General features: G+C 63.8%; 23 protein-coding genes and 1 pseudogene. 16 read left to right on the top strand and 8 right to left on the bottom strand.

The features are described from left to right. Positions 1 to 297: 297 nt before the first annotated feature. The 3 genes from V1293_RS24595 to V1293_RS24585 are packed head-to-tail and all read left to right on the top strand — an operon-like array spanning position 298 to position 2,162. A complete protein-coding gene (locus tag V1293_RS24595; RefSeq protein ID WP_334512947.1) occupies positions 298 to 1,086 on the top strand; it encodes an alpha/beta fold hydrolase in 789 nt (262 codons plus the stop codon). After that, positions 1,083 to 1,427 carry a hypothetical protein gene (locus V1293_RS24590; RefSeq protein WP_334512945.1) on the top strand — a complete coding sequence of 115 codons (345 nt, stop codon included), beginning with the start codon at positions 1,083 to 1,085 and terminating at the stop codon, positions 1,425 to 1,427. Before V1293_RS24595 ends, V1293_RS24590 begins: the two co-directional genes overlap by 4 nt. Before the next feature lie 60 nt (positions 1,428 to 1,487). Further along, the gene (locus tag V1293_RS24585; protein WP_334512944.1) at positions 1,488 to 2,162 is read left to right on the top strand and encodes a dienelactone hydrolase family protein; all 675 of its coding nucleotides are present in this window, start codon (positions 1,488 to 1,490) and stop codon (positions 2,160 to 2,162) included. 170 nt (positions 2,163 to 2,332) lie between these two features. On the opposite strand, the gene V1293_RS24580 is transcribed toward V1293_RS24585, so the two are convergent. The 4 genes from V1293_RS24580 to V1293_RS24565 form a co-directional block, all read right to left on the bottom strand. After that, positions 2,333 to 3,337 (bottom strand): Bug family tripartite tricarboxylate transporter substrate binding protein, encoded by a 1,005-nt coding sequence (locus V1293_RS24580; RefSeq protein WP_334512943.1) that lies wholly within the window; start codon positions 3,335 to 3,337, stop codon positions 2,333 to 2,335. A 452-nt stretch (positions 3,338 to 3,789) separates the two neighbouring features. After that, complete coding sequence (locus V1293_RS24575) at positions 3,790 to 4,533, bottom strand: polysaccharide biosynthesis/export family protein (protein ID WP_334512941.1); 744 nt, start codon at positions 4,531 to 4,533, stop codon at positions 3,790 to 3,792. Positions 4,534 to 4,838: 305 nt separating this feature from the next. Next, the gene (gene msrA, locus V1293_RS24570) at positions 4,839 to 5,495 is read right to left on the bottom strand and encodes a peptide-methionine (S)-S-oxide reductase MsrA (RefSeq protein WP_334512938.1); all 657 of its coding nucleotides are present in this window, start codon (positions 5,493 to 5,495) and stop codon (positions 4,839 to 4,841) included. Between the two features lie 128 nt (positions 5,496 to 5,623). After that, positions 5,624 to 5,941, bottom strand: coding sequence for a hypothetical protein (locus V1293_RS24565; RefSeq protein ID WP_334512937.1), 318 nt, complete (start codon positions 5,939 to 5,941; stop codon positions 5,624 to 5,626). Between the two features lie 168 nt (positions 5,942 to 6,109). On the opposite strand from V1293_RS24565, the gene V1293_RS24560 reads away from it, so the two are divergent. From V1293_RS24560 to V1293_RS24530, 7 genes are all read left to right on the top strand, one after another. Further along, a complete protein-coding gene (locus tag V1293_RS24560; RefSeq protein WP_334512935.1) occupies positions 6,110 to 6,268 on the top strand; it encodes a hypothetical protein in 159 nt (52 codons plus the stop codon). A gap of 61 nt (positions 6,269 to 6,329) precedes the next feature. Further along, on the top strand, positions 6,330 to 6,596 hold the full coding sequence (rpsT, locus tag V1293_RS24555) for a 30S ribosomal protein S20 (protein ID WP_247522020.1): 267 nt from the start codon (positions 6,330 to 6,332) through the stop codon (positions 6,594 to 6,596). 1,313 nt (positions 6,597 to 7,909) lie between these two features. Continuing rightward, the gene (gene dnaA / locus V1293_RS24550; RefSeq protein ID WP_334512932.1) at positions 7,910 to 9,340 is read left to right on the top strand and encodes a chromosomal replication initiator protein DnaA; all 1,431 of its coding nucleotides are present in this window, start codon (positions 7,910 to 7,912) and stop codon (positions 9,338 to 9,340) included. Between the two features lie 294 nt (positions 9,341 to 9,634). Continuing rightward, on the top strand, positions 9,635 to 10,753 hold the full coding sequence (gene dnaN, locus V1293_RS24545; protein ID WP_334512930.1) for a DNA polymerase III subunit beta: 1,119 nt from the start codon (positions 9,635 to 9,637) through the stop codon (positions 10,751 to 10,753). Between the two features lie 149 nt (positions 10,754 to 10,902). Next, positions 10,903 to 11,208 (top strand): endonuclease domain-containing protein, encoded by a 306-nt coding sequence (locus tag V1293_RS24540; protein ID WP_442894369.1) that lies wholly within the window; start codon positions 10,903 to 10,905, stop codon positions 11,206 to 11,208. Between the two features lie 84 nt (positions 11,209 to 11,292). Continuing rightward, positions 11,293 to 12,432 carry a DNA replication/repair protein RecF gene (recF, locus tag V1293_RS24535; RefSeq protein ID WP_334512928.1) on the top strand — a complete coding sequence of 380 codons (1,140 nt, stop codon included), beginning with the start codon at positions 11,293 to 11,295 and terminating at the stop codon, positions 12,430 to 12,432. 132 nt (positions 12,433 to 12,564) lie between these two features. Continuing rightward, on the top strand, positions 12,565 to 14,745 hold the full coding sequence (locus V1293_RS24530) for a hypothetical protein (RefSeq protein WP_334512926.1): 2,181 nt from the start codon (positions 12,565 to 12,567) through the stop codon (positions 14,743 to 14,745). A 111-nt stretch (positions 14,746 to 14,856) separates the two neighbouring features. Here V1293_RS24530 and V1293_RS24525 read toward each other — a convergent pair whose 3' ends face one another. Continuing rightward, positions 14,857 to 15,606, bottom strand: coding sequence for an SGNH hydrolase domain-containing protein (locus V1293_RS24525; protein WP_334516884.1), 750 nt, complete (start codon positions 15,604 to 15,606; stop codon positions 14,857 to 14,859). 162 nt (positions 15,607 to 15,768) lie between these two features. After that, a pseudogene (locus tag V1293_RS24520) lies at positions 15,769 to 16,743 on the bottom strand (acyltransferase family protein); the annotation flags it as partial. 335 nt (positions 16,744 to 17,078) lie between these two features. On the opposite strand from V1293_RS24520, the gene gyrB reads away from it, so the two are divergent. From gyrB to V1293_RS24500, 4 genes are read left to right on the top strand one after another with little or no spacing between them, the layout of a single operon-like run. Further along, a complete protein-coding gene (gene gyrB, locus V1293_RS24515) occupies positions 17,079 to 19,514 on the top strand; it encodes a DNA topoisomerase (ATP-hydrolyzing) subunit B (RefSeq protein WP_334512924.1) in 2,436 nt (811 codons plus the stop codon). A 14-nt stretch (positions 19,515 to 19,528) separates the two neighbouring features. Further along, the gene (murA, locus tag V1293_RS24510; protein ID WP_334512923.1) at positions 19,529 to 20,827 is read left to right on the top strand and encodes a UDP-N-acetylglucosamine 1-carboxyvinyltransferase; all 1,299 of its coding nucleotides are present in this window, start codon (positions 19,529 to 19,531) and stop codon (positions 20,825 to 20,827) included. A 53-nt stretch (positions 20,828 to 20,880) separates the two neighbouring features. Continuing rightward, entirely contained in the window at positions 20,881 to 22,287 is a 1,407-nt protein-coding gene (locus V1293_RS24505) for an MATE family efflux transporter (RefSeq protein ID WP_442894275.1), read from the top strand. Further along, positions 22,284 to 22,757, top strand: coding sequence for a DUF2867 domain-containing protein (locus tag V1293_RS24500; RefSeq protein WP_334512921.1), 474 nt, complete (start codon positions 22,284 to 22,286; stop codon positions 22,755 to 22,757). Before V1293_RS24505 ends, V1293_RS24500 begins: the two co-directional genes overlap by 4 nt. A gap of 20 nt (positions 22,758 to 22,777) precedes the next feature. Here the strand turns inward: V1293_RS24500 and V1293_RS24495 are convergent, their stop codons facing one another. Next, on the bottom strand, positions 22,778 to 23,104 hold the full coding sequence (locus tag V1293_RS24495; RefSeq protein WP_442894274.1) for a hypothetical protein: 327 nt from the start codon (positions 23,102 to 23,104) through the stop codon (positions 22,778 to 22,780). 133 nt (positions 23,105 to 23,237) lie between these two features. On the opposite strand from V1293_RS24495, the gene V1293_RS24490 reads away from it, so the two are divergent. Then, a complete protein-coding gene (locus V1293_RS24490) occupies positions 23,238 to 24,608 on the top strand; it encodes an MmgE/PrpD family protein (protein WP_334512919.1) in 1,371 nt (456 codons plus the stop codon). Positions 24,609 to 24,836: 228 nt separating this feature from the next. Here V1293_RS24490 and V1293_RS24485 read toward each other — a convergent pair whose 3' ends face one another. Then, complete coding sequence (locus V1293_RS24485) at positions 24,837 to 26,264, bottom strand: serine hydrolase domain-containing protein (RefSeq protein ID WP_334512918.1); 1,428 nt, start codon at positions 26,262 to 26,264, stop codon at positions 24,837 to 24,839. 13 nt (positions 26,265 to 26,277) lie between these two features. Between V1293_RS24485 and V1293_RS24480 the strand changes: the two genes are divergently transcribed. Next, positions 26,278 to 26,412: a hypothetical protein gene (locus V1293_RS24480; RefSeq protein WP_334512915.1), complete on the top strand. Its 135-nt coding sequence runs from the start codon at positions 26,278 to 26,280 to the stop codon at positions 26,410 to 26,412.

Below are 26,412 nucleotides of genomic sequence, written 5' to 3'. Positions count from 1 at the left end.
TTCTCACTTTTGGGTATTGGCCGGCACCCACCGGGTCGATGCCAGTCGGGCGCGAGAATGATACCGAACTTTCCCGGAGGCAATGCAATTTGGAATCGTTCGAAGGGAACAGAATTCCCGACATTCCGCTTGTGCGCTGCGGCAAGGCGTTGTCACGGGCTTGTCGAACACGCGCGCCGTGGCGGGCGCATCTTCCGTTTCCGCATTTCCTATTCACGAACGGATCGCGCTAGGATGCGGCACGCGATGACGGCCGTGGGCCGGAAATTTCGCATGACTTGCTTTGGGAAGGCGACAATGCCGACAATCGATCGTGACGGCGTCAAGATCTATTACGAGGTTCACGGCTCCGGCCCACCGCTGTTGCTGACTCACGGCTACTCGTCAACGAGTGGGATGTGGCGGGGCCAGATCGCGGCCTTGTCGAAACATCACAAGCTCGTGTTGTGGGACATGCGCGGCCATGGCGAGTCCGGTTACCCCGAGGATACCGCGGCCTATAGCGAAGCGCTGACGGTGGCGGACATGACCGCGCTGCTCGACGCGGTCGGCGCCGAGAAAGCGATCGTCGGCGGGCTGTCGCTGGGCGGCTACATGTCGCTGGCGTTCTACCGCGCCCATCCGAACCGCGTCCGCGCGCTACTGATCATCGACACCGGCCCGGGCTTCAAGAAGGACGAGGCCCGCGAGGCCTGGAACAAGCGCGCGCATGACACCGGCGACCGCTTCGAGCGCGAGGGACTGGAGGTTCTGAAATCGGCCAGCCGGGAGCGCTCCAGCGTCACCCATCGCGACGCGTCGGGGCTGGCGCGCGCCGCGCGCGGCATGCTGACCCAGCGCGATGCCCGCGTGATCGAGTCCTTGCCCGATATCAAGGTGCCGTCGCTGATCGTGGTCGGCGCCGACGACACGCCGTTCCTCGCCGCCTCCGACTACATGGCCGCCAAGATTCCCGGCGCACAGAAGGCGGTGATCCCGGCCGCCGGCCACGCCGTCAACATCGACCAGCCGCAGGCCTTCATCGACGCCGTGCTGCCGTTCCTCGACGGCCTCGATGCCAAGACAACGCAGAAGGCCGCGTCATGAAGACAACCGCTGTGGCCCTCGCTTTGATCGCAGGCAGCTTCACGAACGCTGCCGCGCAAAAACTGCCGCCGATCGGCGGCCCTTATCCGCCGCCTTTCACCGAGACGCTGTCGAACAACATTCCGCTGGCGTTCGGCATGAACGCCGAGGAAGCCGCGCGCGCACTCGGCACCCCGCTTAATTACGTCCGTGGCCGGCCGGGCGAGGAGATTTTCCTCACCTTCCGCAACATCGGCGGCAGCGGATTGTTTTACAAGAAGGACCGGCTCTTTCTGCAATTCCGTAAAGGTCGGCTGGCCGGCTGGAAGGGCGATTGGGGCCACAACTGGATGTGGCAGTAGCCGCGGCTCCTCACATTCGCGCAACCGGCTCCATAAAGCCAAAGCAAGAAGGGATGACCCGTGGGACAGGATATCAAACTGACGGCTTCGGACGGCTTCAAACCGGGCGGCTATCGCGCCGATCCCGCGGGCAAGCCGAAGGCGGCCATCGTCGTGATCCAGGAGATCTTTGGCGTCAATCACCACATCCGCGCGGTGTGCGACCGGTTGGCCGGCGAAGGCTACGTCGCGATCGCGCCGTCGATCTTCGATCGCACCCAGCCGGACTTCCAGTGCGGCTATTCGCCTGACGAGATTGCGAACGCGCGAAAGTTCATCGCCAATCCGGATTGGACCGCGATGCTGCGCGATACAGAGGCCACGATCGATGCCGTGAAGGATGTCGGCCCGGTCGGCATCATCGGCTTCTGCCTCGGCGGCAGCATTGCCTATGCGGCGGCGACCAAGCTGTCGGGCCTATCGGCCGCAGTCGGCTATTACGGCGGCGCCGTCGTCCGCTTTGCCGACGACAAGCCGCAGGTGCCGACGCAACTGCATTTCGGCGAAAAGGATGCGGGCATCCCGCTGGCCGATGTCGAAACCATCAAGGCCAAGCGGCCTGATGTCGAGGTCCACATCTATCCCGGCGCACAGCACGGTTTTCACTGCGATGAACGTGCAAGCTACGACAAGGCCAGCGCAGATATCGCCTGGCCGCGCAGCCTGGCGTTTTTCGCGAAGCATCTAGGGAGATAAGGCGAACTTCTCCGCCGTCATTCCGGGATGGTCCGAAGGACCAGACCTCAGATGTGCAATTGCACATCGGGGAATCTTGAGATTCTCTGATGTGCAATTGCACATCGTAGTTCGATGCTCTCGCATCGCCCCGGAATGACGACACCGCGAAACCAGCGCTTGCCCCCGTCTCACTCGCCCTTGACGCCGGTTGCCTTCACGACATCGGCCCAGCGTTCGTAATCGCGGCGCAGGACTTTCTCGAACGTTTCCGCCGATCCGCCCACCGGCACGAGGCTGAGGGTCTCGATCCCGGCGACGCCCTCGGGCGAGGCGATGATGCGGGCGAGTTCGTCCGAAAGCTTCTTCACGATCTCCTTGGGCGTCGCGGCGGGCACGAACACGCCGAGCCAGCCTTCGATTTCAAAACCGGGGTAACCGAGTTCGGCCATCGTCGGCACGTCGGGCAACGCGGTCCTGCGCTTTTCACCGCCAACCGCCAGCGCCCTGAGCTTGCCCGCCTTGATTTGCCCGCTCGCCGTGGTCAGGTCCTGGAACGCCGAGGTAACCGTGTTAGCGAGCAGGTCGTTCGTCAGCGGAGCCGAGCCGCGATAGGGGACGTGGGTCATGTCGATATCGGCGACCTTCTTGAGGAGTTCGCCGTAGAGATGCGAAGTCGTCGCATTGCCGAAGGTACCGTAAGGCTTGCCGGGATTCGCCTTGGCATAATCGACCAGTTCCTTGACGGACTTGATCGGCTGCTGCTCGGGGACCACCAGAACGATCGTCGACAGCGAGATCTGGGTGACCGGCGCGAGATCCTTGAAGACATCGTAGGGCAGCTTCGCAACGAGGCTCGGCGCCTGAATGATCTGCGTAATGCCGACCAGCACGGTATGACCATCGGGCTGCGCCTTGGCCACGTAGTCGTTGCCGACCACGCCGCCGCCGCCCGACTTGTTCTCCACGAGGACGGTCTGCTTCCACGACTCCTGCAATTTGTTGGCGAGCAAACGGGCAAGGACGTCGGTGGCGCCGCCCGCGGGATAGGGCACGACAAAGGTGATCCGTCGGCTCGGATAGGAATCCGCCGATGCCTGATGCGCGGAGGCACACAAGGCCGTCACGGCGATGGAAGCGAGCAACGCTACCGCGGTCGCCGCGCGCACCATGCGGACCGGCAAATGATAGTTCATGGTCATACTCCGGATTGCAGGCACTTAACCGACAAACCGGCGCGCCTAGATCTGACGGCGTTCTTCTACATCGCTGCAGTGCAACTTGGAACAAGGTTTCGAACATAGTCAGCGCATAGCGCTAATTTATCGCAACCAAGACGGTTCGAGCCGATGTACGGGCGCCCACAAGGCTTCCAGACACGTGCGAAGCCGCATCTCCGCCACTGCAAGTTAGATGCAGAACGCCCGACTCCGCCGGCGCGAAAACGGATGATGAATTTTCTTGGCCAAATGCGAGGCATTTGCCTGACACAACTGCTCAAGAAAGGGCCGGCTCAATGACGGTTCGATGAAGAGGCGGCGCGCCCTATAGCGTTTTCGAGCGAAGTGGGTACCGGTTCGCGTGAAGAAAACGCGTCAAAACAAGAATCCAGAGCTTCGGTTCTGATTCAATCAGAACCGATAATGCTCTAGAACCAGCGCTCGCTGACGAGCACGGTATCGCCGGGACCGATCGGGCTGCCGGGCGGAACGACGAAGCGCGCCGTTCCCGACGCATCGGTGTGGGTGACCGTGACGCTATCGCGGCGGGCGCGCGGCGAGAAACCACCGGCGATCGCCACCGCACTCTCGACCGTCATGTTCGGCACATACGGATATTGCCCGGGTGCTGCGACCTCGCCAAGAATGAAGAACGGCCGATACGCTTCGATCTCCACCGCCACCGACGGCTCTCTGATGAAACCGCGACGCAACTTCGCTGATATCTCAGCCGCCAGTCCCGCCGTGGTGCGGCCGCGCGCCGGCACCGAACCGATCAGCGGCATCGTGATCGAGCCGCCGGCACTAACCGCATAGGTGTTGGTCAGGCCTTCCTGGCCATAGACAACGACGCGTAGCCTGTCGCCGGCATCGAGATGATAGGCCGCGTCGTACCGCACGGGTGCGGGTTCGACATAGGCGACGGGTGCGGCAACGACGACGGGGGCTGGTGCCGCGCGCGGCGCGGCGGCGAAGGCCGCGCGAAGCGCGCCGATGGCGCCGCCGCCGGAATCGGCCACGACCGCCTGCGGCGGCGGGCTGTCAGCCTGGCCATAGGCCACTGAATCGAGATCGCCCAGCGGCGCGACGGCGACCGGCCCGGTCGTGCGCATGCAGCCCGACAGAGCGAGCGCGGTGATGATCGCAGTGATCGGTATTCGAAACGCGCGCACAACCCGCACCGGAGCCAGCCCTCAAAGCGAGACAGCTTTAGTCTTGCACCGGGTATGGTTAACAAAGGGTTTTTTTGCGGGGAGAGTGGAACGGCGGGACGCGAAGCTCCCTCTCCCCGTTCTTCACGGGGTCGAGACGAGCGAAGCTCGCTCTTAGAGGGGTTGGGGTGAGGGGCTTCTATCCGCACGTGAGATCGCCGAGAAACCTGTACCCCCTCACCCGGATTGCTCCGGACGATGCTTCGCATCGCCGAGGCAATCCGACCTCTCCCCGCAAGCGGGGCGAGGTTAAGAAGAAGCACGAGTCAGGCACTCACGCCGACGCCGATCGGGCATGACACGCCGGTGCCGCCCAATCCGCAATAGCCCGCCGGGTTCTTGGCGAGATATTGCTGATGATAGTCCTCGGCGTAATAGAATTCGCCCGATGGCGCGATCTCGGTGGTGATGGCGCCGAGACCCTTCGCTGCCAGCGCCTTCTGATACGTTGCCTTCGACGCGTCGGCGGCGTGGCGCTGCGCATCGCCGAACGTGTAGATCGCCGAGCGATACTGGGTGCCGACATCGTTGCCCTGGCGCATGCCCTGCGTCGGGTTGTGATTTTCCCAGAACGTCTTCAGCAGTTGCTCGTAGGAGATCTTCTTCGGATCGAACACGACCAGCACCACTTCGGTATGACCGGTGCGTCCTGAACAAACCTCTTCATAGCTCGGATTGGGCGTATGCCCGCCGGCATAGCCGACGGCGGTCGCATGGATGCCGTCACCGAGTTCCCAGAACTTTCGCTCTGCGCCCCAGAAACAGCCGAGGCCGAACACCGCCTGCTCAAGGCCGGCTGGATAGGGCGGCTGCAGCTTGCGGCCGTTGACGAAATGCGTGGTGGCGGTCGGTATCGGGTTGGCACGGCCCGGCAGCGCTTCGGCTGCACTCGGCAACACGGTGGTCTTGCGCATGAACAGCATGGAGTACCTCCAGGCGGGACATCGGCGGACGCGGCAACGGCGTCGGCCGGTTGGCCCTGTAATATATGTCTTTTACGCCGGATACCGCAGCCCTGTTACACCGCGACCCGAGGGCGGGCAGGGCCAGGTCAGTCCCGCGAATAGCCGATCAATGGCTTGCGGGGCCGGAACAGGATCATGAGCAGAATGCCGACGACGCCCAGCACGGCAAAAACCGGCTGATCCAGCAGGACCTTGATGACGTCGTTCCAGAGCCAGGGCGCGGCACCCTCGACCCAGGTCCGGAACGCCAGCTGGCTGGACTGATGGACGTCGTTCCAGAACTGGCCAAACCGGGTGAACCGCAGGGTCTGGTCGGCGACAAAACGGGCGCCGTCATAGACCATGAAGATGAATCCGCCGGCCAGGAGCAGCAGGCCGATTAGCCGGAAAAAACCGCGGATCATGCGTCACCTTGATATCTGTCGCCGCCAAAGGCCGTCAGCCAATACCGGGGGCACCCCGGAAATTCAACCTCATCAGCACCTTACCCGCCATTTCCGGCCCCCTTCCCGGTCTTTCGGGGAGGGCGGAAAGCGTTGACGGTGCAGCACCAGCCCTCTATAAGACCCCCAATGGCGGCGGGCGCAATCCCGCCGCCGCTGTTCTTTGAGCAGCGCCGCCTTTGGGTGCATTTTGGCGGGAGCATTTTGGCTTCCGTCCATGGCACCCTCAAGAACGGCTTACGTCAGAACACCCTGGAAAACACAACCAGCGTCGATCACGCAATTTGAACGGCCGGCGCGCTCAAGGGCCGACCACCCGAGCGATGACAGCCGAAGGATAGTTGAGAACATGGCCAATACCACTTCCGCCAAAAAGGCGACCCGCAAGATTGCCCGCCGAACCATCGTCAACAAGTCGCGCCGCACCCAGATGCGTGGCGCGGTCCGCACCGTCGAGGAAGCGATCAAGAGCGGCGATCGCGAGGCGGCGCTCAAGGCGATGAAGCACGCGGAACCGGAGCTGATGCAAGCCGCCCAGCGCAACATCATTCACAGGAACAATGCGAGCCGGAAAGTGTCGCGCCTGACGCACGCGATCGCCAAGCTCGCGAAGTGAACTGAGAGAAATAGATATTCGTCAAAAGCCCGGCTTCGCCGGGCTTTTGTTTTTCTGCGATGCCGGAGCGAGCGCGCGAACCGGAAAATCCATTTCACCACGCACGTGCATCCTGTTGCATTTCGGGCTCACGCTGAAAGCACGTACCGTGACAATTCAATTGTCCCGTTGCTGAACACCGCCTTCCGTGTCACATTTCCAGCGCCCGTAATTTTACGTGGTGCAATTTATTGCACCGGCGTTTGCTGTGCGCACTTGCGAGAAGCGCGATCGCAACGGCCGACCAATCCGAAGCCGGCTTCTTCCGCCCCATCGCTGCCGGGCAGGGTTACCCTGAAAAACAATTCCGAAAAGCATCGCTTCGCTAATCACTTATCCACATAGCGAGCACAAGCGTTTTGAAAAACGGTCGCGGTAACCACGATTGTAACGGTTTCTTAAAAAATTTTGCGAGTGCAGCGAAAATTGTCACGCTTGTCGGCGCCGCGCGATTCTGCGCGCGGATTCAAAAACTTGGTGTGGAGTTTCGCAATTGCAGTGTTGCAACACCGTCGATGAGTCGGGCCACTTCGTCGAATCACGGATTGTCAGAAATCGCGCTTGGTGTATTTGTAACTCGTTCGCGACGCCCAAGGCTCTCCTGACCAGCGCGGTATGAGACCCAAGAGCGGACGTGCAAATCGGCGGCGGTGTGCGCGTTAGCGACGCTTTCCAAGCGAAGCTGAGTTGGTAACTCATAGCAATATGAGAGCGGCTGTTCTGTGTCTAAATTTCCTGGCGTGGTGCTCGCGTTCAGCGCGTTCCGGATAAGGGGAATAAGATGCTTGCCGACGATGCAGCGATTGGGAACGCGGAGTTCGTGAACGTGTTGAAGACGACAGACTGAGATACGCGGCGGCGCAGCGGTCGGACAAGCGGATGTTCGGTAGCAGCAGACTGGCTTTGAAAACACTGGTGATGTGATTGCTCGCCGCGCGTTCTCGCGGCGAGAGGGGGAGGTACTATGCTTTACGGAATCAACGCGACATTCGGCACGCTTATTTCCATCGAGACCGCTTCTGAATCCCTGAACGACGTTTCCAGTCGTCCACCCACGCGAACTCCGGCCAGACCGTCGGGTACGCGCTGACCTCGCGGTAGCCTCTCACTCCATCCAGCCTTCGATCTGAGCAACGGCGATTCCGCCGAACGCCTGATCTTTGTCCTGGTGGCTGAAGCTCCGCGTCGGAGGTCACGTCTGGCGGGAAACCTGCAAGGCAACGCGCCAGCCGATTTCGCAAACACCATTACTCATTCAGAAAAGTTCTCAGGCAATGACAAATACGGAACAGGATCGCTGGTCGCGCGTGAAGGGACGGTTGCGGACGACCGTGGGCGAGGACGTCTATACGAGCTGGTTTGCGCGCATGGATTTGGAAGGCGTGCAGGACGAGAGCGTGCATCTGTCGGTTCCGACCCGGTTCCTCAAGAGCTGGATCCAGGCGCATTACGCCGACCGCGTCCTGACCTGCTGGCAGGCCGAGATGCCCGAAGTGCACCGGATCGACCTCACCGTGCGCACGGCGATGCGCTGCGCCGCGCCCGCCAAGGAAGCCGCAGCTCCAGCCGATCAACGCCGCATCGAGCAGGCCAATGCCCGCCCCGCGCCGGAACTGCGCGCGACTGCGACGGCGCCGGTATCCGCCAGCCATGATGCGCTCGGCGGCTCGCCGCTCGACCCGCGCCTGACCTTTGCAAGCTTCGTGATCGGCCGCTCTAATACGCTGGCCCATGCCGCCGCGCGCCAGGTCGCCGAAGGACGCCGCGGCGATCCCGTGATGTTCAACCCGCTCTACATTCACGCCGGCGTCGGCCTCGGCAAAACCCATCTGCTGCAGGCGGTGACGTGGGCCGGCAATTCCGGCAGCGAACGCAAGGTGCTCTATCTCACCGCCGAGAAATTCATGTACGGCTTCGTCGCCGCGCTGAAGACGCAGACGGCGCTGGCGTTCAAGGAGGCGCTACGCGGCATCGACGTGCTCGTGATCGACGATCTGCAGTTCCTGCAGGGCAAATCGACCCAGGCCGAGTTTTGCCACACGCTGAACGCGCTGATCGATGCCGGCCGCCAGGTGGTGATCGCCGCCGACCGGCCGCCGTCCGATCTCGAAAGCCTCGACGATCGCGTGCGCTCGCGGCTGGCCGGCGGTCTCGTCGTGGAGATGGGTTCGCTCGGCGAAGAGCTGCGGCTCGGAATCCTGAAGTCGCGCGTGGCGGCTGCGCGTGCGCATCATGCAAGCTTCGACGTGCCGGAAGCGGTGCTGGATTATCTGGCGCGCACCATCACCCATAACGGCCGCGACCTCGAAGGCGCCATCAACCGCCTGCTCGCCCATTCCAAGCTCAACAACCAGCCGGTGACGCTGGAAATGGCCGAGCGCGAGGTGCGCGACCTGATCCGTCCGCAGGAACCGAAGCGGATCAAGATCGAGGACATCCAGCGGGTGGTCGCCCGGCAGTACAATGTCAGCCGTTCGGACCTGCTGTCGTCGCGGCGGACCGCCAACGTCGTTCGTCCGCGCCAGGTCGCGATGTATCTAGCGAAGACGCTGACGCTGCGTTCGCTGCCCGAGATCGGCCGCCGGTTCGGCGGGCGCGACCACACCACGGTGCTGCATGCCGTGCGCAAGATCGAGGCACTGGTGGCGCGGGATATCGCGCTGTCCGAAGAGGTCGAGTCGCTGAAGCGGCAATTGCAGGAATAGTGGCAGCAGGAACAGGACCTGCCCCTTAAGGGTCCGGCTCCTCCCCAGCCTCTCCCTCCCTGATCCCCAGACGTGGGAGAATTGGGGCGGGAGAATTTTTTTCTGCCGCCATTTTCTGCCGCAAAGGTGGGGAACGGGGTGCCGTCTCCCTTGCACCGGCGCCCTATCCGCGCCACCTTGCGGTCCCCCCGGGGGTTTGATCAACTCCGATCCTGATCCGGCTTTTCGGGTTTCCAATGCCGCGGCGCTGCCTTTACGGGCCGCCCGGCTTTTCCATCTCTGGCGGGTAATGCAATGAAGGTCACCGTCGAACGCGCGCAACTGCTGAAGTCGCTGGGTCACGTCCATCGCGTGGTCGAGCGCCGCAACACCATCCCGATCCTCGGCAACGTGCTGGTCCGCGCCGAAAACGCCAGGCTGTCGCTGAAGGCGACCGACCTCGACCTGGAGGTGACCGAAACGCTGGCGGCGGAAACCGCGACCGGCGGCTCCACCACCGTGCCGGCGCATATGTTCTACGACATCGTCCGCAAACTGCCCGACGGCGCGCAGATCGTGCTGGAAGCCGACGGCGACCGTTCGGTGCTGGCGATCCGCGCCGGCCGCTCGCGCTTCACGCTGCAGACCCTGCCCGAAAGCGACTTCCCGGACCTCGCCGCCGGCGACATGACGCATTCGTTTTCGCTCGCGGCTGCCGACGTCAAGCGCCTGATCGATCGCACGCAGTTTGCGATCTCGACTGAGGAGACGCGGTATTATCTCAACGGCATCTATCTGCACACGGCCGGCAGCGCCAAGGCCGCGACGCTGCGCGGGGTCGCGACCGATGGCCACCGGCTGGCGCAGATCGATCTGGCGCTGCCCTCCGGCGCCACCGGCATGCCCGGCGTGATCGTGCCGCGCAAGACGGTCGGCGAGGTGCAGCGGCTGATCGAGGACAATGAGGCCGAAGTCAAAATCGAGCTCTCGCAGGGCAAGATCCGCTTCACGCTCGACAACGTCGTGCTCACCTCGAAGCTGATCGACGGAACCTTCCCGGACTACGGCCGCGTCATTCCGCAGAACAATGACAAGGAACTGATCGTCGACAAGAAGGACTTTGAGGCAGCGGTAGACCGCGTCTCGACCATTTCCAGCGAGCGCGGCCGTGCCGTGAAACTCGCATTGTCTCCGGGCAAGCTGGTGCTGTCGGTGACCAATCCGGATTCCGGCAGCGCCACCGAAGAACTGGAGGTCGAATACGCCTCCGACGCCCTCGATATCGGCTTCAACTCGCGCTATCTGCTCGACATCGCCGCCCAGATCGAAGGCGAAGTCGCCGTGCTGCGCCTCGCCGATCCCGGCTCCCCGACGCTGGTGCAGGACAAGGACAACAAGGGCGCGCTGTATGTGCTGATGCCGATGCGGGTGTGAGCACTTCCGGCGACAAGGACTCTGATTCCCCCTCTCCCCTTGTGGGAGAGGGTGGCGCCGAACGAAGTTCGGCGACGGGTGAGGGGTTCGGGCCGCAAGCACCAAGCCATCGCCCGACCGCCAAGCGTATCCGCAACTTCGCAAAGAAGATGCGCCACGAGCCCACCGATGCGGAACTGGCGATGTGGCGATTGCTTCGAGATCGACGACTGGGGCGGTTCAAATTTCGTCGCCAGGTTCCGTTCCAAAACTTCATTCTCGACTTTGTGTGTTTCGAGAAGCGGTTGATCATTGAAATCGACGGAAGTCAGCACGCATCATCGACGCGTGACGATGCGAGGGAGGCGGTACTGATCGCCGAAGGATTTCGAATCGCGCGCTACTGGAACAATGACGTACTGCAACAGCCCTCTGCCGTTTTGGAGGACATTTTCGTAAAGCTCGCCGAGCTGTGACAACCCCTCACCCGTCGCCGAACTTCGTTCGGCGCCACCCTCTCCCACAAGGGGAGAGGGGAAGAAAAGACCGACGCTGCCCTAATGACCCCCTCCCGCATCCGACGCCTCAACCTCACGCACTTCCGCAACTACCGCGCGGGAACCGTGCAGACGCGCGGCGATGTCGTGGTGCTGGTGGGGCCGAACGGCGCCGGCAAGACCAATTGCCTGGAGGCGATCTCGTTTCTGTCGCCGGGACGCGGCCTGCGGCGCGCGACGCTGGAGGATGTTGCGGACAACCAGGGCGACGGCTCCTGGGCGGTCTCGGCCGAGGTCGAGGGCGCGCTCGGGCTTGCCACGCTCGGCACCGGTATCGATGCGCCCGCCGCGGAGGCGGCGTCCACCAGCCGGCGCTGCCGGATCGACCGCGAGCCCGCGAGTTCGGCAACCGCCTTTGGCGATCATCTGCGCATGGTGTGGCTGACACCCGCCATGGACGGGCTGTTTCTCGGCGCCGCTTCCGAGCGCCGGCGCTTCTTCGACCGGCTGGTGCTGGCGATCGACAGCGAGCATTCCAGCCGCGTTTCGGCGCTTGACCGCTCGTTGCGCTCGCGCAACCGCTTGCTCGAAGTCCGCAACTATGACGACCATTGGTGCGACGCGATCGAACGCGAAACCGCCGAGCTTGCGGTAGCGGTCGCGGCCACCCGCGGCCAGACGGTGACGCGACTGGCGGCGATGCTGCGCGAACGTGGGCAAGCTTCGGCGTTTCCGTCGGCACAGATCATGCTCGACGGCTGGATGGAAAATGCGCTGGTCAACGAGTCCGCGACATCAGTGGAGGATCGCTACCGCGAGATCCTGCGCGCAAGCCGCGCCCGCGACGCCGCGGCCGGCCGGACACTCGATGGCCCCCACCTCACCGATCTGCAGGTGGTCTACGCGCCGAAGAGCATACCGGCGCGCGACGCCTCCACCGGCGAGCAAAAGGCGCTTCTGATCGGGCTGGTGCTCGCCCATGCCACGCTGGTCGCCGAAATGACCGGCATCGTGCCGCTGTTGCTGCTCGATGAAGTCGTCGCGCATCTCGATCCCGTCAGGCGCAAGGCATTGTTCGATGAGTTGACCAATCTCGGCGCGCAGGTCTGGATGACCGGCGCCGATCCGGCCGCATTCGTCGATATCGGTGCCAGCGGCGAGATTTTCGACGTCGAATCGGGCCAGGTGACCCGTCGCGCCTGAGCCCGGCGGATAGGGCCGGTTTTGAACCTAATCCCGCGCCGGCGCGACTAGCTTACGGAAACGGCGTCAGCGACGTCGCGGCCTTGCGGTCACGCGGCCATCGTTCATACGCAACAAATACCGGAGATGAATATGCCTGAGATCGCGCGCGGGACCCTCCCGGCCGGAAAACGCCTGCTGCCGCTGATCTTTCTGATCATCGCTGGTGCGCCCCTTGCGGCAAGGGCCGACAGCGGCATCGTCGACGTCCGCACGCTGCCGCGGCCGGAAGGCGCGGTCGAAGATACTTCCCGCACGCAATCCCACAGCATGAGCTACGGCGTTCCGACCGTGGTCGCGGTGACGTCAGCCGCCACCAAAAAACTGCTCGCCGCCGACGGTTGGGTGCAATTCCTGCGACCGCTCGATGAGAAGAGCAGCCTGCTCACCTTCAAGAAGGCCCAGCAGGGGCTGAACGTTCATTTCACGCAGGGCCTCGGTCGGCCGGATCAATCGGTGGTGTACTACACCGCCGAACGGATCACCTCCAACGTCCCGTTCCCGCCCGATGCGACCGATATCGTGTTCGACCAGCACCGGCCCTATCTCGGCTGCATCGCACCTCTCGCCTTCGACGCGTCGATCGATTTCTTTCGCAAGGAAATGGCCGCGATCGGCTGGAAGCAGCTTTCCGCCGCCGATGCGATGTCCCGGTGGCCCAATGCGGAGTTCAGCGAGACGGTCCAGAACGGCGTCCGCGCCTATTACAGCCATGACGACGGCGACGGCTTCTATCGGCAGCGCCCGATCATGCTGACCCTGCAACGCCGCGACGACGGCCGGACCGGCGTGGAAATCCGGGTGGCGCCGTTCGCGCTGCCGCAAACCTTGGAGGCCGATTCCGAAATGGCCGGCCTGCCGCGGCCCAAGCCGACCAAGACCGCGAAGAGTTCCGGCGGCTCCGACTCTGTCCGCCGCCAGCTCGAGGTCGCCGTCATCGCCGAGCTTCCCGCGACGCTTGCTTTCTATCGCCACGAACTCGCAAGCCGCAACTGGACCGAGCAGACGAACGGCGCGGTCGCCGCGCCTGATAACGTCACGCTGAAATTCTCCTCCGCCGAGCAATCCGCGACGCTGACGCTCGGCCGCAATTACGATCTGACCGTCGTCAATCTCGTCACGCAGATGACAGAGGCGGCGCTCGCCGCACGCGCCAGGGCGAAGAAGGAGGCAGACCAGAAGTTCATGAGCGATGCGGCAGCGATGGCGAAGCAGGTGATCGCCGACGACGAGGCGCGGCGGGTCGCGCAGGCCGCCAATCTCTCGGATGCGCCGCTGCGCGCGTTGGCCGATAGCGCAACCCCGGTGCCATTGCCGGAGAATGCGGAAAACGTAAAATTCGACGGCGCCGACGGCAGGCTTGGATTCGATTCGACCTCCAGCGTGAAGGCGATCGCCGCATTCTATCGTGCCTCGCTGAAGTCGCTGGGCTGGAAGGAGCGGCCTTCGGTCATCAATCAGGCCAACATGGTCGTGATGGACTTTTCCAAAGCCGGCAAGGCGTTCTCACTCACCGCCATGCAGATGGGACCCAAGGTCAAGGTCAGCGCCGACGGTACCGGCCTGGTCATGGCCAACCAAAAAATGGCCGCCAAGGCTGACGGATCGGGCGCTCAAGCCGCCGATGAACCAGGCGCCAAGGCCGCCGACGAGGTTCTCGAAGCCGAGGCCGATTCGCCGTTGCCGGTGCCGAGCAAACGCACCATGCGCTCGATCGGAACCGGAAAGATGCCCGGCAGCGACACACCGTTCCGCCGGGAGCTCGAGGCCAGCGTTCCCGCCACGCTCAATTCAGTGCTGGTCTTCTACCGCAGCGAACTCGGCAAACGCGGCTGGCAGGAGACGGCGGAAGGCGCCATCGTGAAACCTGACCAGGTGCAGCTGGCGTTTACCTCGCCCGACGGACCGGCAACACTGAAACTCAGCCGCAGCAAGGGCGAGACCTCAATCAATCTCGCCCAGAAATATCCGGCCGCGGCCGCGAAAGCGGACGTGGTGCCGAAGCCCGGCCAGTCCAAACTGATGTTCGGCAATATCGGCAAGAGCGACGCCACGGTCTCGATTAATAAGCAGACGATCAAGATCGCGGCCGGCGCCGGCGGGCCGCAATCGCCAAGGCCTCCGATGATCGATCTGCCGCCAGGCAAGTACCAGTACGCGCTGAAAATCGCGGGCGGGCCGGCGCGCAACAACCAGATCGAGATCGGCGCCGGCGATACCTGGGGCGTGATGATCGGGCCCGGCGGCGATGTGCTGCCATTGCAGATGTATTGAGCGCGTGGCCTAGAGCCTTTTCCGTTCCGATGGAATCGGAACGGGGCTCTAGATTTTTGATTTGACGCGTTTTCTTGACGCGAACCGGTCGCCACTTCGCTCGAAAACGCTCTATTTCGGCTTGCTCGCAGACGCCGCGCCGGCGAGCAGGCGGTCGATGATTGATGCGATCAGAAAGACCGACCCCTTTTCGGTGATATGCACCTGATCACTGACGGTGATATCGGCCGCCGCCTCGCCTGTGCGGGTCAGGCAACCCTGCGCATCGCAAAAGACGTCCGAAGCAGAGATGAATTCCGCGCCGAGCGGCTCGAGCCTGGCGCGCATCACCGCATCGTAGGCGGCAGGTGGCCGGCCATTGGGCGAACGCTCCGGGATCAGCGCGCGATGAAGGATGAAATACCTGAGCACCTCGGATGGAAGCCCGCGCTGCCATACCGGCACCCCACCGAGAACAACGACACGGGCATTGGTCTCTTTCCTCAGCGCGAGCACCGTCTCAGCTACATTGTCGAGATGTTTTTCCCAGGTTCCGTGCAGCAGAACGATGTCGGGCCTGATCTGCCGGACCAGCGAAAAAACCTTGTCATTCATCGCGCGGCAATTGGGCGTGCTCACGATGTCGGCGTTCAATGCCGGAATGCAGGAGCTGGAGGTCAGCTGCGCAATGCCGAAGTTTCGCGTCTCCTGAGCCTTGCGCAGGCCGGGCAGCAGGGCGCCGGCGGTCGAATCGCCCCAGATCAGAACCAGTGGGCGCCGATCGCGCTCGACGCACGTTTCGGCAAACGTTGTTTCCTTGCTGAGATCGAGCAGGCATTCATGAAATCGCCACTTGAAGCTCTCCGTCGGCACGCTGGCCATGGCACGGATTTCCGGCGGCAGCCGGAAGTCGAAGCCGCGCCCCGAAATGACGGCAAAGCCTGCGACCGCCACCATCGCCATGCCGGCCCCGAGGCTGAACATCTTGCGCCGGCTCGGGAGGCCGAAACGGAACGGGATCTCGACAAACCGGTAGGTCGCCCAGGAAAGCAGCGCACTCGCGAGCAATATCAATTCGCGCTCCGGCAGCGTCAGCGGCCCGAATTTGATAATCCCTGCGAATACCAATAGCGGCCAGTGCCAGAGATAGAGCGGGTAACTGATCAGCCCGATCCACACAGCGGGCGGGCTTGCCAGCACCACCCGGTTCACCCACGCCGCGGGCGCGGACAACAGAAGCGCGCTACCGGCGACCGGCAGCACCGCCCACCAGCCCGGAAAGGCGCGGTGGCTGTCGAGAATGAAGGCCGACACACTGATCAGCGCCACGCCGGTCCAGGCGCGCCGGTTGCTCGCCATGCTGGAATGATTGACATTGATCCAGCCGCAGGCCAGCACCGCACCGATCAGCAATTCAAACGCGCGCGTGAACGGCAGATAGAAGGTCGCGATCGGATTTGCGCCGATCCATGCCACGTTGAGCAGGAAAGAGGCGATGCCGAGCATCGCAGCCATCGCCATGATGCTCATTCGAAAGCGCGCTGCGAACATCAGCAGCAGCGGCCAGAACAGATAGAACTGCTCCTCGATGCCGAGCGACCACAGATGCAGCAGCGGCTTTTTGGCGGATTCGACGTCGAATTAGCCGGACTGCAGCAACAGCGCGATATTGGCCAAAAACGCCGCGCTGGCAAAACTGTCGCTGCCGAGCTGCGCAAAGGCCTGTGGCAGCATCCAGAACCAGCCCAGCGCCAATGTCGCGCAGAGCACCACGATCAGCGCCGGGAAGATGCGCCGGATCCGCCGGTTGTAGAACTCGACCAGGCTGAAACGGCCGAGTTCCAGTTCGCGCGTGATGATGCCCGTGATCAGGAAGCCCGAAATCACGAAGAACACATCGACGCCGATGAAGCCGCCCGGCATGGCGTCCGGGAACGCATGGAAATTCAGGACCAGCATCACGGCGACGGCCCGGAGGCCGTCGACATCGGGCCGATATTTTAGTGAAGGCTGGGACAATGGCGCGTTAACCCGGGATCGCTGTGGACGGCGGACAACGACTACAAGCTGCCGCGCCGCCTTTCTCTAGCAGGTCCGCGGCGGCCTGCCATTCCCAGCCGCGACGGCAGCCAAAATCCGCACGCCGAGGACGCAGAATCCGCCCCCGAATCGCGCTTTTCGGGGGCGCCAGAATCGGCCATTGCAGATCTTGAAAAAGAGTAAAAAATCACCATTTATTCAACGACTTGCAGACAGAGAGATTGCGCTAGGCGCGATGCCTCTTTCATGGCACAAATAGATCAATCAGCGCCTCATATTGCGCAGCTGATTCGGGACACTCTCGAAGGCCTCACATGACAGAACCTGCCCGGCAGACTCCTGCCGATACTGAGCATCCCATTCCGGTCGAATACGGCGCGGAATCGATCCGGGTGCTGAAGGGGCTCGACGCCGTGCGCAAGCGGCCGGGCATGTATATCGGCGATACCGATGACGGTTCCGGCCTGCACCACATGGTCTACGAGGTCGTCGACAACGCGATCGACGAGGCGCTCGCAGGCCACGCCACCGCGGTCGAAGTCATCCTCAACGCTGACGGCTCGGTGACGGTGCGCGACGACGGCCGCGGCATCCCGGTCGACATTCACAAGGGCGAAGGCATTTCCGCGGCCGAGGTCATCATGACCCAGCTCCACGCTGGCGGAAAATTCGACCAGAACTCCTACAAGGTTTCCGGCGGCCTGCACGGCGTCGGCGTTTCCGTCGTCAACGCGCTGTCGAGCAAACTCGAGCTTCGGGTCTGGCGCGACGGCAAGGAACATTACATCGAATTCGCCCATGGGGATGCGGTCGCCCCGCTCAAGGTCGTTGGCGATGCCAATGGCAAGCGCGGCACCGAAGTGACGTTCCTTGCGTCGACCGCGACTTTCACCAACGTCGAATATGACTTCCCGACGCTGGAGCATCGCCTGCGCGAGCTCGCGTTCCTGAATTCCGGCGTCAATATCGTGCTGTCAGACATGCGCCACGCGGTCGAGAAGCGCGAGGCGATGCATTACGACGGCGGCGTCGAGGAGTTCGTCAAATATCTCGACCGCAACAAGAAGGCGATGGTGCCCGCCCCGATCATGGTGCGGGCGGAGATGAACGACATCGGCGTCGAGGCCGCGCTGTGGTGGAACGACAGCTATCATGAGAACGTGCTGTGCTTCACCAACAACATCCCGCAGCGTGACGGCGGCACCCATCTGGCCGGCTTCCGCGGCGCGTTGACGCGCCAGGTCAACGGCTATGCCGAGGCCAACGCAAAAAGGGAAAAGATCGCGCTGACCGGCGACGATTGCCGCGAAGGCCTTACCGCCGTGCTGTCGGTGAAAGTGCCCGACCCGAAATTCTCGTCGCAGACCAAGGACAAGCTGGTGTCCTCGGAAGTGCGCCCCGTGGTCGAGAACGTCCTCAACGAGGCGCTGGCGGCGTGGTTCGAGGAGCATCCGAGCGAGGCAAAGGTCATCGTCGGCAAGGTGATCCAGGCCGCCGCCGCGCGCGAAGCCGCCCGCAAGGCGCGCGAACTGACCCGCAAGAGCCCACTCAGCATTTCCTCGCTGCCCGGCAAGCTCGCCGACTGCCAGGAGAAAGACCCAGCGAAGTCGGAACTGTTCATCGTCGAGGGCGACTCGGCAGGCGGCAGCGCCAAGCAGGGCCGCAACCGTGAATTCCAGGCGGTGCTGCCGCTACGCGGCAAGATCCTCAATGTCGAGCGCGTCCGCACCGACAAGATGCTGTCAAGCGAGCAGATCGGCACGCTGATCACTGCGCTCGGCACCGGCATCAGCGACGATTTCTCGGCCGACAAGCTGCGCTACCACAAGATCATCGTGATGACGGACGCCGACGTCGACGGCGCTCATATCCGCACCCTGCTATTGACCTTCTTCTACCGGCAGATGCGCGAATTGATCGACCGCGGCCACCTCTATATCGCGCAGCCGCCGCTCTACAAGGTGACGCGCGGCAAGTCAGAGCAGTATTTGAAGGACGAGCGCGCGCTCGAAGACTATTTGATCGCGACCGGCCTTGACGACTGCGTCTTCAAGCCGGCCACGGGATCGGAGCGCGCCGGCCGCGACCTGCTGTCGCTGGTGGAGGACGCACGCGTCATCCGTGGCGTCCTGAACAATCTGCACAGCCGCTACAACCGCAAGGTGGTCGAGCAGGCGGCGATCGCCGGCGTCCTGAGCCCGAGGATAACCGGCGACATTGCTATTGCCAATGCTGCCGCCGACTACATCGCCAAGCGCCTCGACAAGCTGGCCGATGAAGTCGAGCGCGGCTGGACCGGGCGCTTCACCGAAGGCGAGGGCTTTTTCTTCGAGCGAACCATCCGCGGCGTCAAGGACGTCGCCGTCATCGACGACGCCCTGCTAGGCTCCGCCGACGCGCGCAAGCTCGACGACTACGCCGCCAAACTTCAGGAGGCTTACCCGAATCCCGGCCTGTTGCGCCGCAAGGATACGGAGACCGCGATCCACGGGCCGGTCAGCCTGTTCGAGGCGGTGACCGACGCCGGCCGCAAGGGTGTGGCGTTGCAGCGCTACAAAGGCCTCGGCGAGATGAACCCCGGTCAGCTCTGGGAAACCACGCTCGATACCAACGAGCGTTCGCTGCTGCAGGTCAAGATCAAGGAGGTCGACGAGGCCGACGACATCTTCACCAAGCTGATGGGTGACGTGGTGGAGCCGCGCCGCGAATTCATCCAGGATAATTCGCTCAGCGCCAATGTCGACGTGTGAGGCAGGACGCGCCCGTGCCGCCCATTCAATACATCGTTGAAGGTGGCCACCGGCTCGCGGGAACGATCGAGCCGTCCGGCAACAAGAATTCGGCGCTGCCGATCATCGCCGCCGCCTTGCTCACCGAGCATCCCGTCACGCTGGAAAACGTGCCGCGCATCCGCGACACCGAGACGCTGGTCGAACTGATCCGCTCGGTCGGGGCCTCGGCCGAATGGAAAGCGCGCAATACGCTTGATATCCATGCCAAGGAAGTCCGCGCCGCCGATCTCGATCCCGAACTTTGCGCGCGGATCCGCGCTTCGATCCTGCTGGCCGGGCCGCTACTCGCGCGCTGCGGCGAGGTGGCGCTGCCGCCTCCCGGCGGCGACGTCATCGGCCGCCGCCGCCTCGACACCCATTTCCTCGCCTTCGAGCAGTTGGGCGCTACCGTCACCGCCACGCACCGGCTGGAGTTCCGCGCGACCAGGTTGAAGGGCGCGGACGTGTTCCTCGATGAACCCAGCGTCACCGCCACCGAAAACGCGCTGGTCGCAGCCGTCGCCGCCCATGGCACCACCTATCTGCGCAACGCCGCCTCCGAGCCCCATGTGCAGGACCTCGCGCATTTCCTGGTCGCGCTCGGCGCCAAGATCGAGGGCATCGGCACCAACACCATCATCGTGCACGGGCCGGCGACGCTTGGCGGCACCAGCTATTCAATCCAGCCCGACCATATCGAGGTCGGCTCCCTGATCGGGCTCGCCGCGGTGACGCGCTCGCCGCTGCGCATCGCGAAAGCCGGCGTCGAGCACCTGCGCTCGATCCGGATGGGGTTTGAACGGCTCGGCATCGTCTGCGGCGTCGAGGGCGACGACCTCGTGGTGCCCTCCGGCCAGACCATGAAGATCCACGACGATTTCGGCGGCCACGTGCCGAAACTGGAGGACCAGCCGTGGCCGGCCTTCCCGGCCGACTTGATGTCGATCGCGATCGTTACCGCCACGCAATGCGACGGCGTCATCCTGATGTTCGAGAAGATGTTCGAGTCGCGGATGTTCTTCGTCGACAAGCTGATCTCGATGGGCGCCCGCATCGTGCTGTGCGATCCGCATCGCGCGATCGTGGCCGGCCCGAGCCGGCTGCGCGGCGCGCCGATGACCTCGCCCGACATCCGCGCCGGCATGGCCATGCTGCTGGCGGCGGTCGCCGCCGAGGGCACCTCGACCATCAACAACGCCGACCAGATCGAGCGCGGCTATGAGCGCATCGAGGAGCGGCTCAATGCGCTGGGCGCCCGGATTACGCGCGTGCCGGCGCGAGACGCCCCATAAGCTGCGGCGACGCTCGTCACTTTTTCGGCCTCCGGCCGTGTTAGTCTGTTGCAATGACCTCGCTCGACAAAATTGACCGCGCATCCGTTGCGCAGCATCCTTCTACGGCCGTGTCTGGCCGTCATCTCGCAATTGAACTCGCCGAGACGCTGAAGCTTGCCGTGCCGATCGCACTGACGCAGCTCGGGCAGATCGCGATGATGACGACCGATATCGCCATGATCGGGCGTCTCGGCAACGAGGCCGTGGCGGCGGCGGCGCTGGCCCATACTGTTCTTTTCGTCAGCTTCACCTTCGGCATGGGCCTGGTATCCGCCGTCGCACCGCTGGCGGCGCAGGCATTCGGCGCGCGCAAGCCGCATTTGATCCGGCGTTCGCTTCGCGTCGGCCTGTGGGCCGCGCTGTTGATCTCGCTGCCGCTGATGGCGCTTCGATTCTGGGCCGAGCAGGTCCTGCTGATGCTGGGCCAGGCGCCCATTACCGCGCATCTGGCGCAGGAATATCTGGCCGGTCTGGTCTGGACCATCCTGCCTGCGCTGTGGTTCCTGGCGATCCGCGGCTTCATGAGCGCGATCAACCGCCCCGAACCAGTCCTGTGGATCACGCTGGCCGCGATCCCGGCCAATGCGCTGCTGGTTTATCTGTTGCTGTATGGCGCATTCGGCCTGCCGCAGCTCGGCCTGTTCGGCGCGGGGCTGGCGACCTCCATCGTCAATCTCGGCACGTTCCTGGCGGCCGTGTGGTTTGCCGCTTACCGCCGGCCGTTCCGGAAGTATCACGTGTTCGGCTATTTCTGGCGCATCGACTGGAAGCTGATGTGGCAACTCATCATCATCGGCGCGCCGATCTCGCTCTCCTTCCTGCTTGAATACGGCCTGTTCGGCGCTGCCGGTCTTTTGATGGGCCTGATCAGCACCACTGCGCTCGCGGCGCACCAGATCGCGCTGCAGGTCGCAGCCATCCTGTTCATGGTGCCATTCGGCATCGGCATGGCCGCCACCGTGCGGGTGGGACACGCCATTGGCCGCGGCGACGCTGGTGCGGTCCGGCGCGCGGGCTACGTCGCAACCTGGCTCGGCATCGTGCTCGCCGCCATCCTGACGCTCGCCGTGATCGTCAGCCGCTTCGGCATCGCGGAAGTTTTTCTGGGCGAAAGCACCGATGCGACCGCCGAACTCTCCGCGACGCTGCTCTTGGTCGGATCGACCTTCTTTATCGCCGACGCCATCCAGACCGTCGCCGCCGGATCGCTGCGTGGCATGAACGACACGCGCGTGCCGCTGTTGTTCGCGATCCTCAGCTACTGGCTGATCGGCTTCGCCTGCGCCTGCTGGCTCGGCTTCCGGACGCCATCAGGCGCGGTCGGCGTCTGGATCGGGCTGTCGATCGGAACCGCTGTCTATGCCGTGCTTCTGCTCTTGCGCTTCCGCGTGCTGGCGAGCAAGCTTAGCTTCCGATGAAAGTTCGCGAGATCACCCCCGCCGCCGATACCGATACGCTGCTGGCCGGCGCCCACTTCGCCGACGCCTTCCAGATTGAAATCGAGGATCGTGATCTCGACGCGAGGCGAGCCGCTGAACGCATGATGGCGCGTCAGCCGCGATGGGCCGAGGCGCTGCTGTCGTTGCGCAATTTCCTGGTGGCGCCGCTGGGACTGAGAACGTCGGGTGCGGGCCTGGTCCCGCCCAGAGACATGATCGGAATATTTCCGGTTGTAAGTGAAACGCCAGGTCGCCTCATCGCTGGGTTCAACGACCACCACCTGAATTTTCGTGTCGTGATTGATGTGACGCCGCCCGGCGGCGTCAGGCAGGTGACCGCGACGACGCTGGTCAAGACGCACAACTGGCTCGGCCGGACGTATCTGGCAATCATCATGCCGTTTCACCGGCTGATCGTGCCAGCGCTGCTGCGACAGGTTGCGGCCTGAGGCTGACTGACCAGCGTGAATCAAGATGGTCGCGGCGCCTCACGCCAATCCTGGTGGCAGCGATTCAGATCGTTCAGATTCTGCCGCATCTGCTCCAGCGAAAATCCCAGCGCGAAAAACCGCTCCGCGACATCGACGGGCACGCCGCGGATCAGGCCTTCACTCCGCAACGCCGCGACTTCGGCGGCATAAGCCTGTAGCGCCGCATCGACGGGCTGAATGTCCACGGCGCCGCTGCCGTTTCGCAAGGCTGCGGCCGCCGCGCGCATATAGTCGACGATCGCCTTGCTGACATCGGACAGCGGCCCGCGGAGCGATCCAAGCATGCGTTTTGTGAAGGCCATCATGCGCCGCATTCCGGAATCTGCCCGCCGTGCCTGTGCTAGACGACGTCAGGCATGGCTGATGCCCGCGACGGGGAGGCGGCTTGAAAGGTCAAGTCCGCCCGCCTACCCTGTGCGGCAAATACGAGGAAACACGATGGCCAACGAAACCGCAACGCTCGCAGCCTATGTCGCCGACCTGAAATTTGCGGACATCCCGCCGGAGGTGCTGGAGCGCGCCAAGGTGCTGACGCTGGATTTCCTCGGCAGCACGATCCGGGCCCGGCGCGATGCGGAATCCACCCCCTCGCTGCTGAAGATGCTGGAAGCTCTGGCGCTGGACGGCAAGGGCGAATCCACCGTATTCGGCGACAGCAAGACCTGGACGCCCGCGGTCGCAGCGCTGCTCAACGGCGCGCTCGGCCATTCCCTTGATTTCGACGACACGCATGCGGACTCCTCGCTGCACCCAAGCGCGCCCGTGGTGCCGGCGGCGTTTGCGGTCGGCGAAATGGTCGGCGCATCGGGACGCGACGTCCTGACCGCGATCGTGGCCGGCTATGAAGTGTGCTGCCGGCTAGGCAACGCGCTCGATCCGACCTCGCATTATGCGCGCGGCTTCCACCCGACCGCGACGGCGGGAACCTATGGCGCGGCGGCGGCGGCGGGCAAATTGTTCGGCCTGTCGAAGGACCAGATCATATCCGCCTTCGGCGTTTCCGGCAGCCAGGCCGCGGGCTCGCTGCAGTTTCTGGTCAACGGCGCCTGGAACAAGCGCTACCAGGTCGGGGCGGCCGCGATGAACGGCGTGATCGCCGCCACGCTGGCGCGCAACGACTTTGTCGGTTCGAGTGAATCGGTCGAGGGCAAGCACGGCCTGTTGGTCGGCTACAGCGACAACGCCCATCCCGACAAGGCTGTCGCTGGCCTCGGCAAGACCTATGAGACGCTGAAGATCGGCGTGAAGCCGTATCCGAGCTGCCGCTACACCCATGCGGCGCTGGATGCGCTGATCGCGATGCGCCGGGAGCACAATCTGACGCCGGACCAGATCAAGCGCGTCGAGATCGGCCTGCATCGTAACGGCATTACGCTGACCGGCGACGCCGTCACCAAGCGCCATCCGACCTCGATCGTCGGCGGACAGTTCTCGATGTTCTTCACCGGCGCGCTGGCGCTCGACCAGGGCAGTTTCGGCTGGGACGATTACGACCGGCTCGGCGACGCCGCGGTGAATGCGCTCGCCGACAAGTTCGACGTGGTGCAGGACGACCGCCTCGAGATCGGCCGCACCCACCCCTTCGGCGCGCGCGTTTCCATCACGACCGACGATGGCGTACATGAGCGGCTCTATGCCGATCCCTCCGGCGAGCCGAATTCGTTCCCGGACGCACAGGCGATGCAGCAAAAATTCCTCACGCTTGCCCGCCCCGTGCTGAACGGCCGCGCCGACCAGCTCGCCGACGCGATCCTGTCGCTGGAGCGATTCGATCGCGTCGAGAAGGCTACGCAGTTGGGGCGGCAGTAGACTGGGCTAGCACTACAGCGGCGGTGTACCCTCTCCCCTTGTGGGAGCGAGACGAGCGAAGCTCGCTCTTGGGGTGGATCAATCGTGCGAAGCACGATTGAGACGGGTGAGGGGTTCTCTCCACGGGCGAACCTCTTGCATTGGTATTCGCGGATAGAACCCCTCATCCGGCGGACTACGTCCGCCACCTTCTCCCACAAGGGGAGAAGGAAGATCGCCGCATAACGTTCAGTTCGCGCCCGCCAGCTTGGCCTTGCTGCCCGTCGCAACGACGTCGCGCACGAGGTCGAACACGCCGTCGGCTTCCGGCGGCCGGTTTGGCGAGCGGCCGAGCCGGACGATGACCAGCCGCTCGGACGGCACGATGATCACATATTGCCCGATCGTGCCTTTGGCGAAATAGGCGTCGCGCGGCCAGCCGCGTTCGGTGCGGTAGGACGCGCCAAAACTGTCGCCGACATTGGTCCAGAATCCGGCGCCCTGCCCGACCCAGGCGTTCGGCGTCGGCGTCGCCGAATATTTTACCCAGCCTTCGGGGAGAATGCGTTTGCCGCCGGCAGTGCCATCGTTGAGATAGAGCTGGCCGAAACGCGCCCAGTCGCGCGCGCTCGCCAGCAACTGGCTCGACGCTTCCGCATTCCCCGACGCGTCGAATTCGAGCGCTACGTTGCGCATACCGAGCGGGTCGAACAATTCGTGCCGCGCAAAGCGCATCATTTTGGACGCGCTACCGCCTGAAGCCTGACGGATCACGTGACTGAGGATGACGGTGTTGCCGTCGTGATAATTCCATGCGGCGCCCGGCGCCGACTCCAGCGGCATGCTCTCCGCATAGGCCGCCATGTCCGATTCCATGAACTTCATGCGGTTGACCGGCTCCAGCGCGGACGCCAGCGACGCCTGCAACGAACTGCCGAGCGCAAGGCCCGCGGTGTGACGGATCAGATGATCGAGCGTGATGGCCCGCCTTGGATCATCGGCGCCTTGCCATGCTGCGATCGGCACCGGCTCGTGCAGCTTCAGCGCGCCCTTGCGCACCAGGATGCCGGCGAGCGCCGAGATCACCGATTTGGTGGCGGAGAACCCGAGCAGCGGCGTATCGATGCCGATGCCGTCGGCATAGCGCTCGGCGACGACGCGGCCATCCTTCATGACCACGATCGCCCGTGTGTTGCGCGGCGTCGACTTTTCCGGCTCGGCGAAGGCGCGGTCGAGCGCGGCAGCCAGTTGCGGCGTTTGCGGCGTGACGATGGATGGGCCGGCGATGTCAGGCAGCAGCGCCGCCTTTGCATCGGGCGCCGGCACCGAAATGTCGGCGACCGCCCCGCCGTGATCGAGATAGCAGCCGAGGCCCTCGCCGCGATAGACGGCGTGGCTCTTGCCTATCCCGAACAGCGTCACCGTGACATCCTTGCGCGCGCGGTCGACGCGATAGTCGAGCGCCCAGGAGATCAGTCCGGCGCCGGGCATGGCCAACATGGTCTCGGCGAACACACGCGCGGGGTCGAGGCCGGAGACGAAGGTCTCGGTGCAGACCACGTTGGCGACGAAGCCGGTCGCGACTTTTGGCACGTCGCGGGCGCGGGCGGCCGAGAGCGCGAGCGCGCTCAGCGCAGTGGTGCTGGCTAGGATGAGGATAAGATTTCGTCGTTTCACGGGGGCCTCCGGCATGACGCATCAGCGCGTGCGGGGCATGATGGCGGGGTTGCCGGTGGCGGCTCGCCGGATTTGGAATTCGCGCTGGCTGAAAGCTCAACGCACTTCGCTGATTCCGAAATATATCAATAATAACAATATGATATGA

Source organism: Bradyrhizobium sp. AZCC 1693 (assembly GCF_036924745.1).
Taxonomy (GTDB): domain Bacteria; phylum Pseudomonadota; class Alphaproteobacteria; order Rhizobiales; family Xanthobacteraceae; genus Bradyrhizobium.
This window is presented reverse-complemented; position numbering and strand designations above follow the sequence as displayed.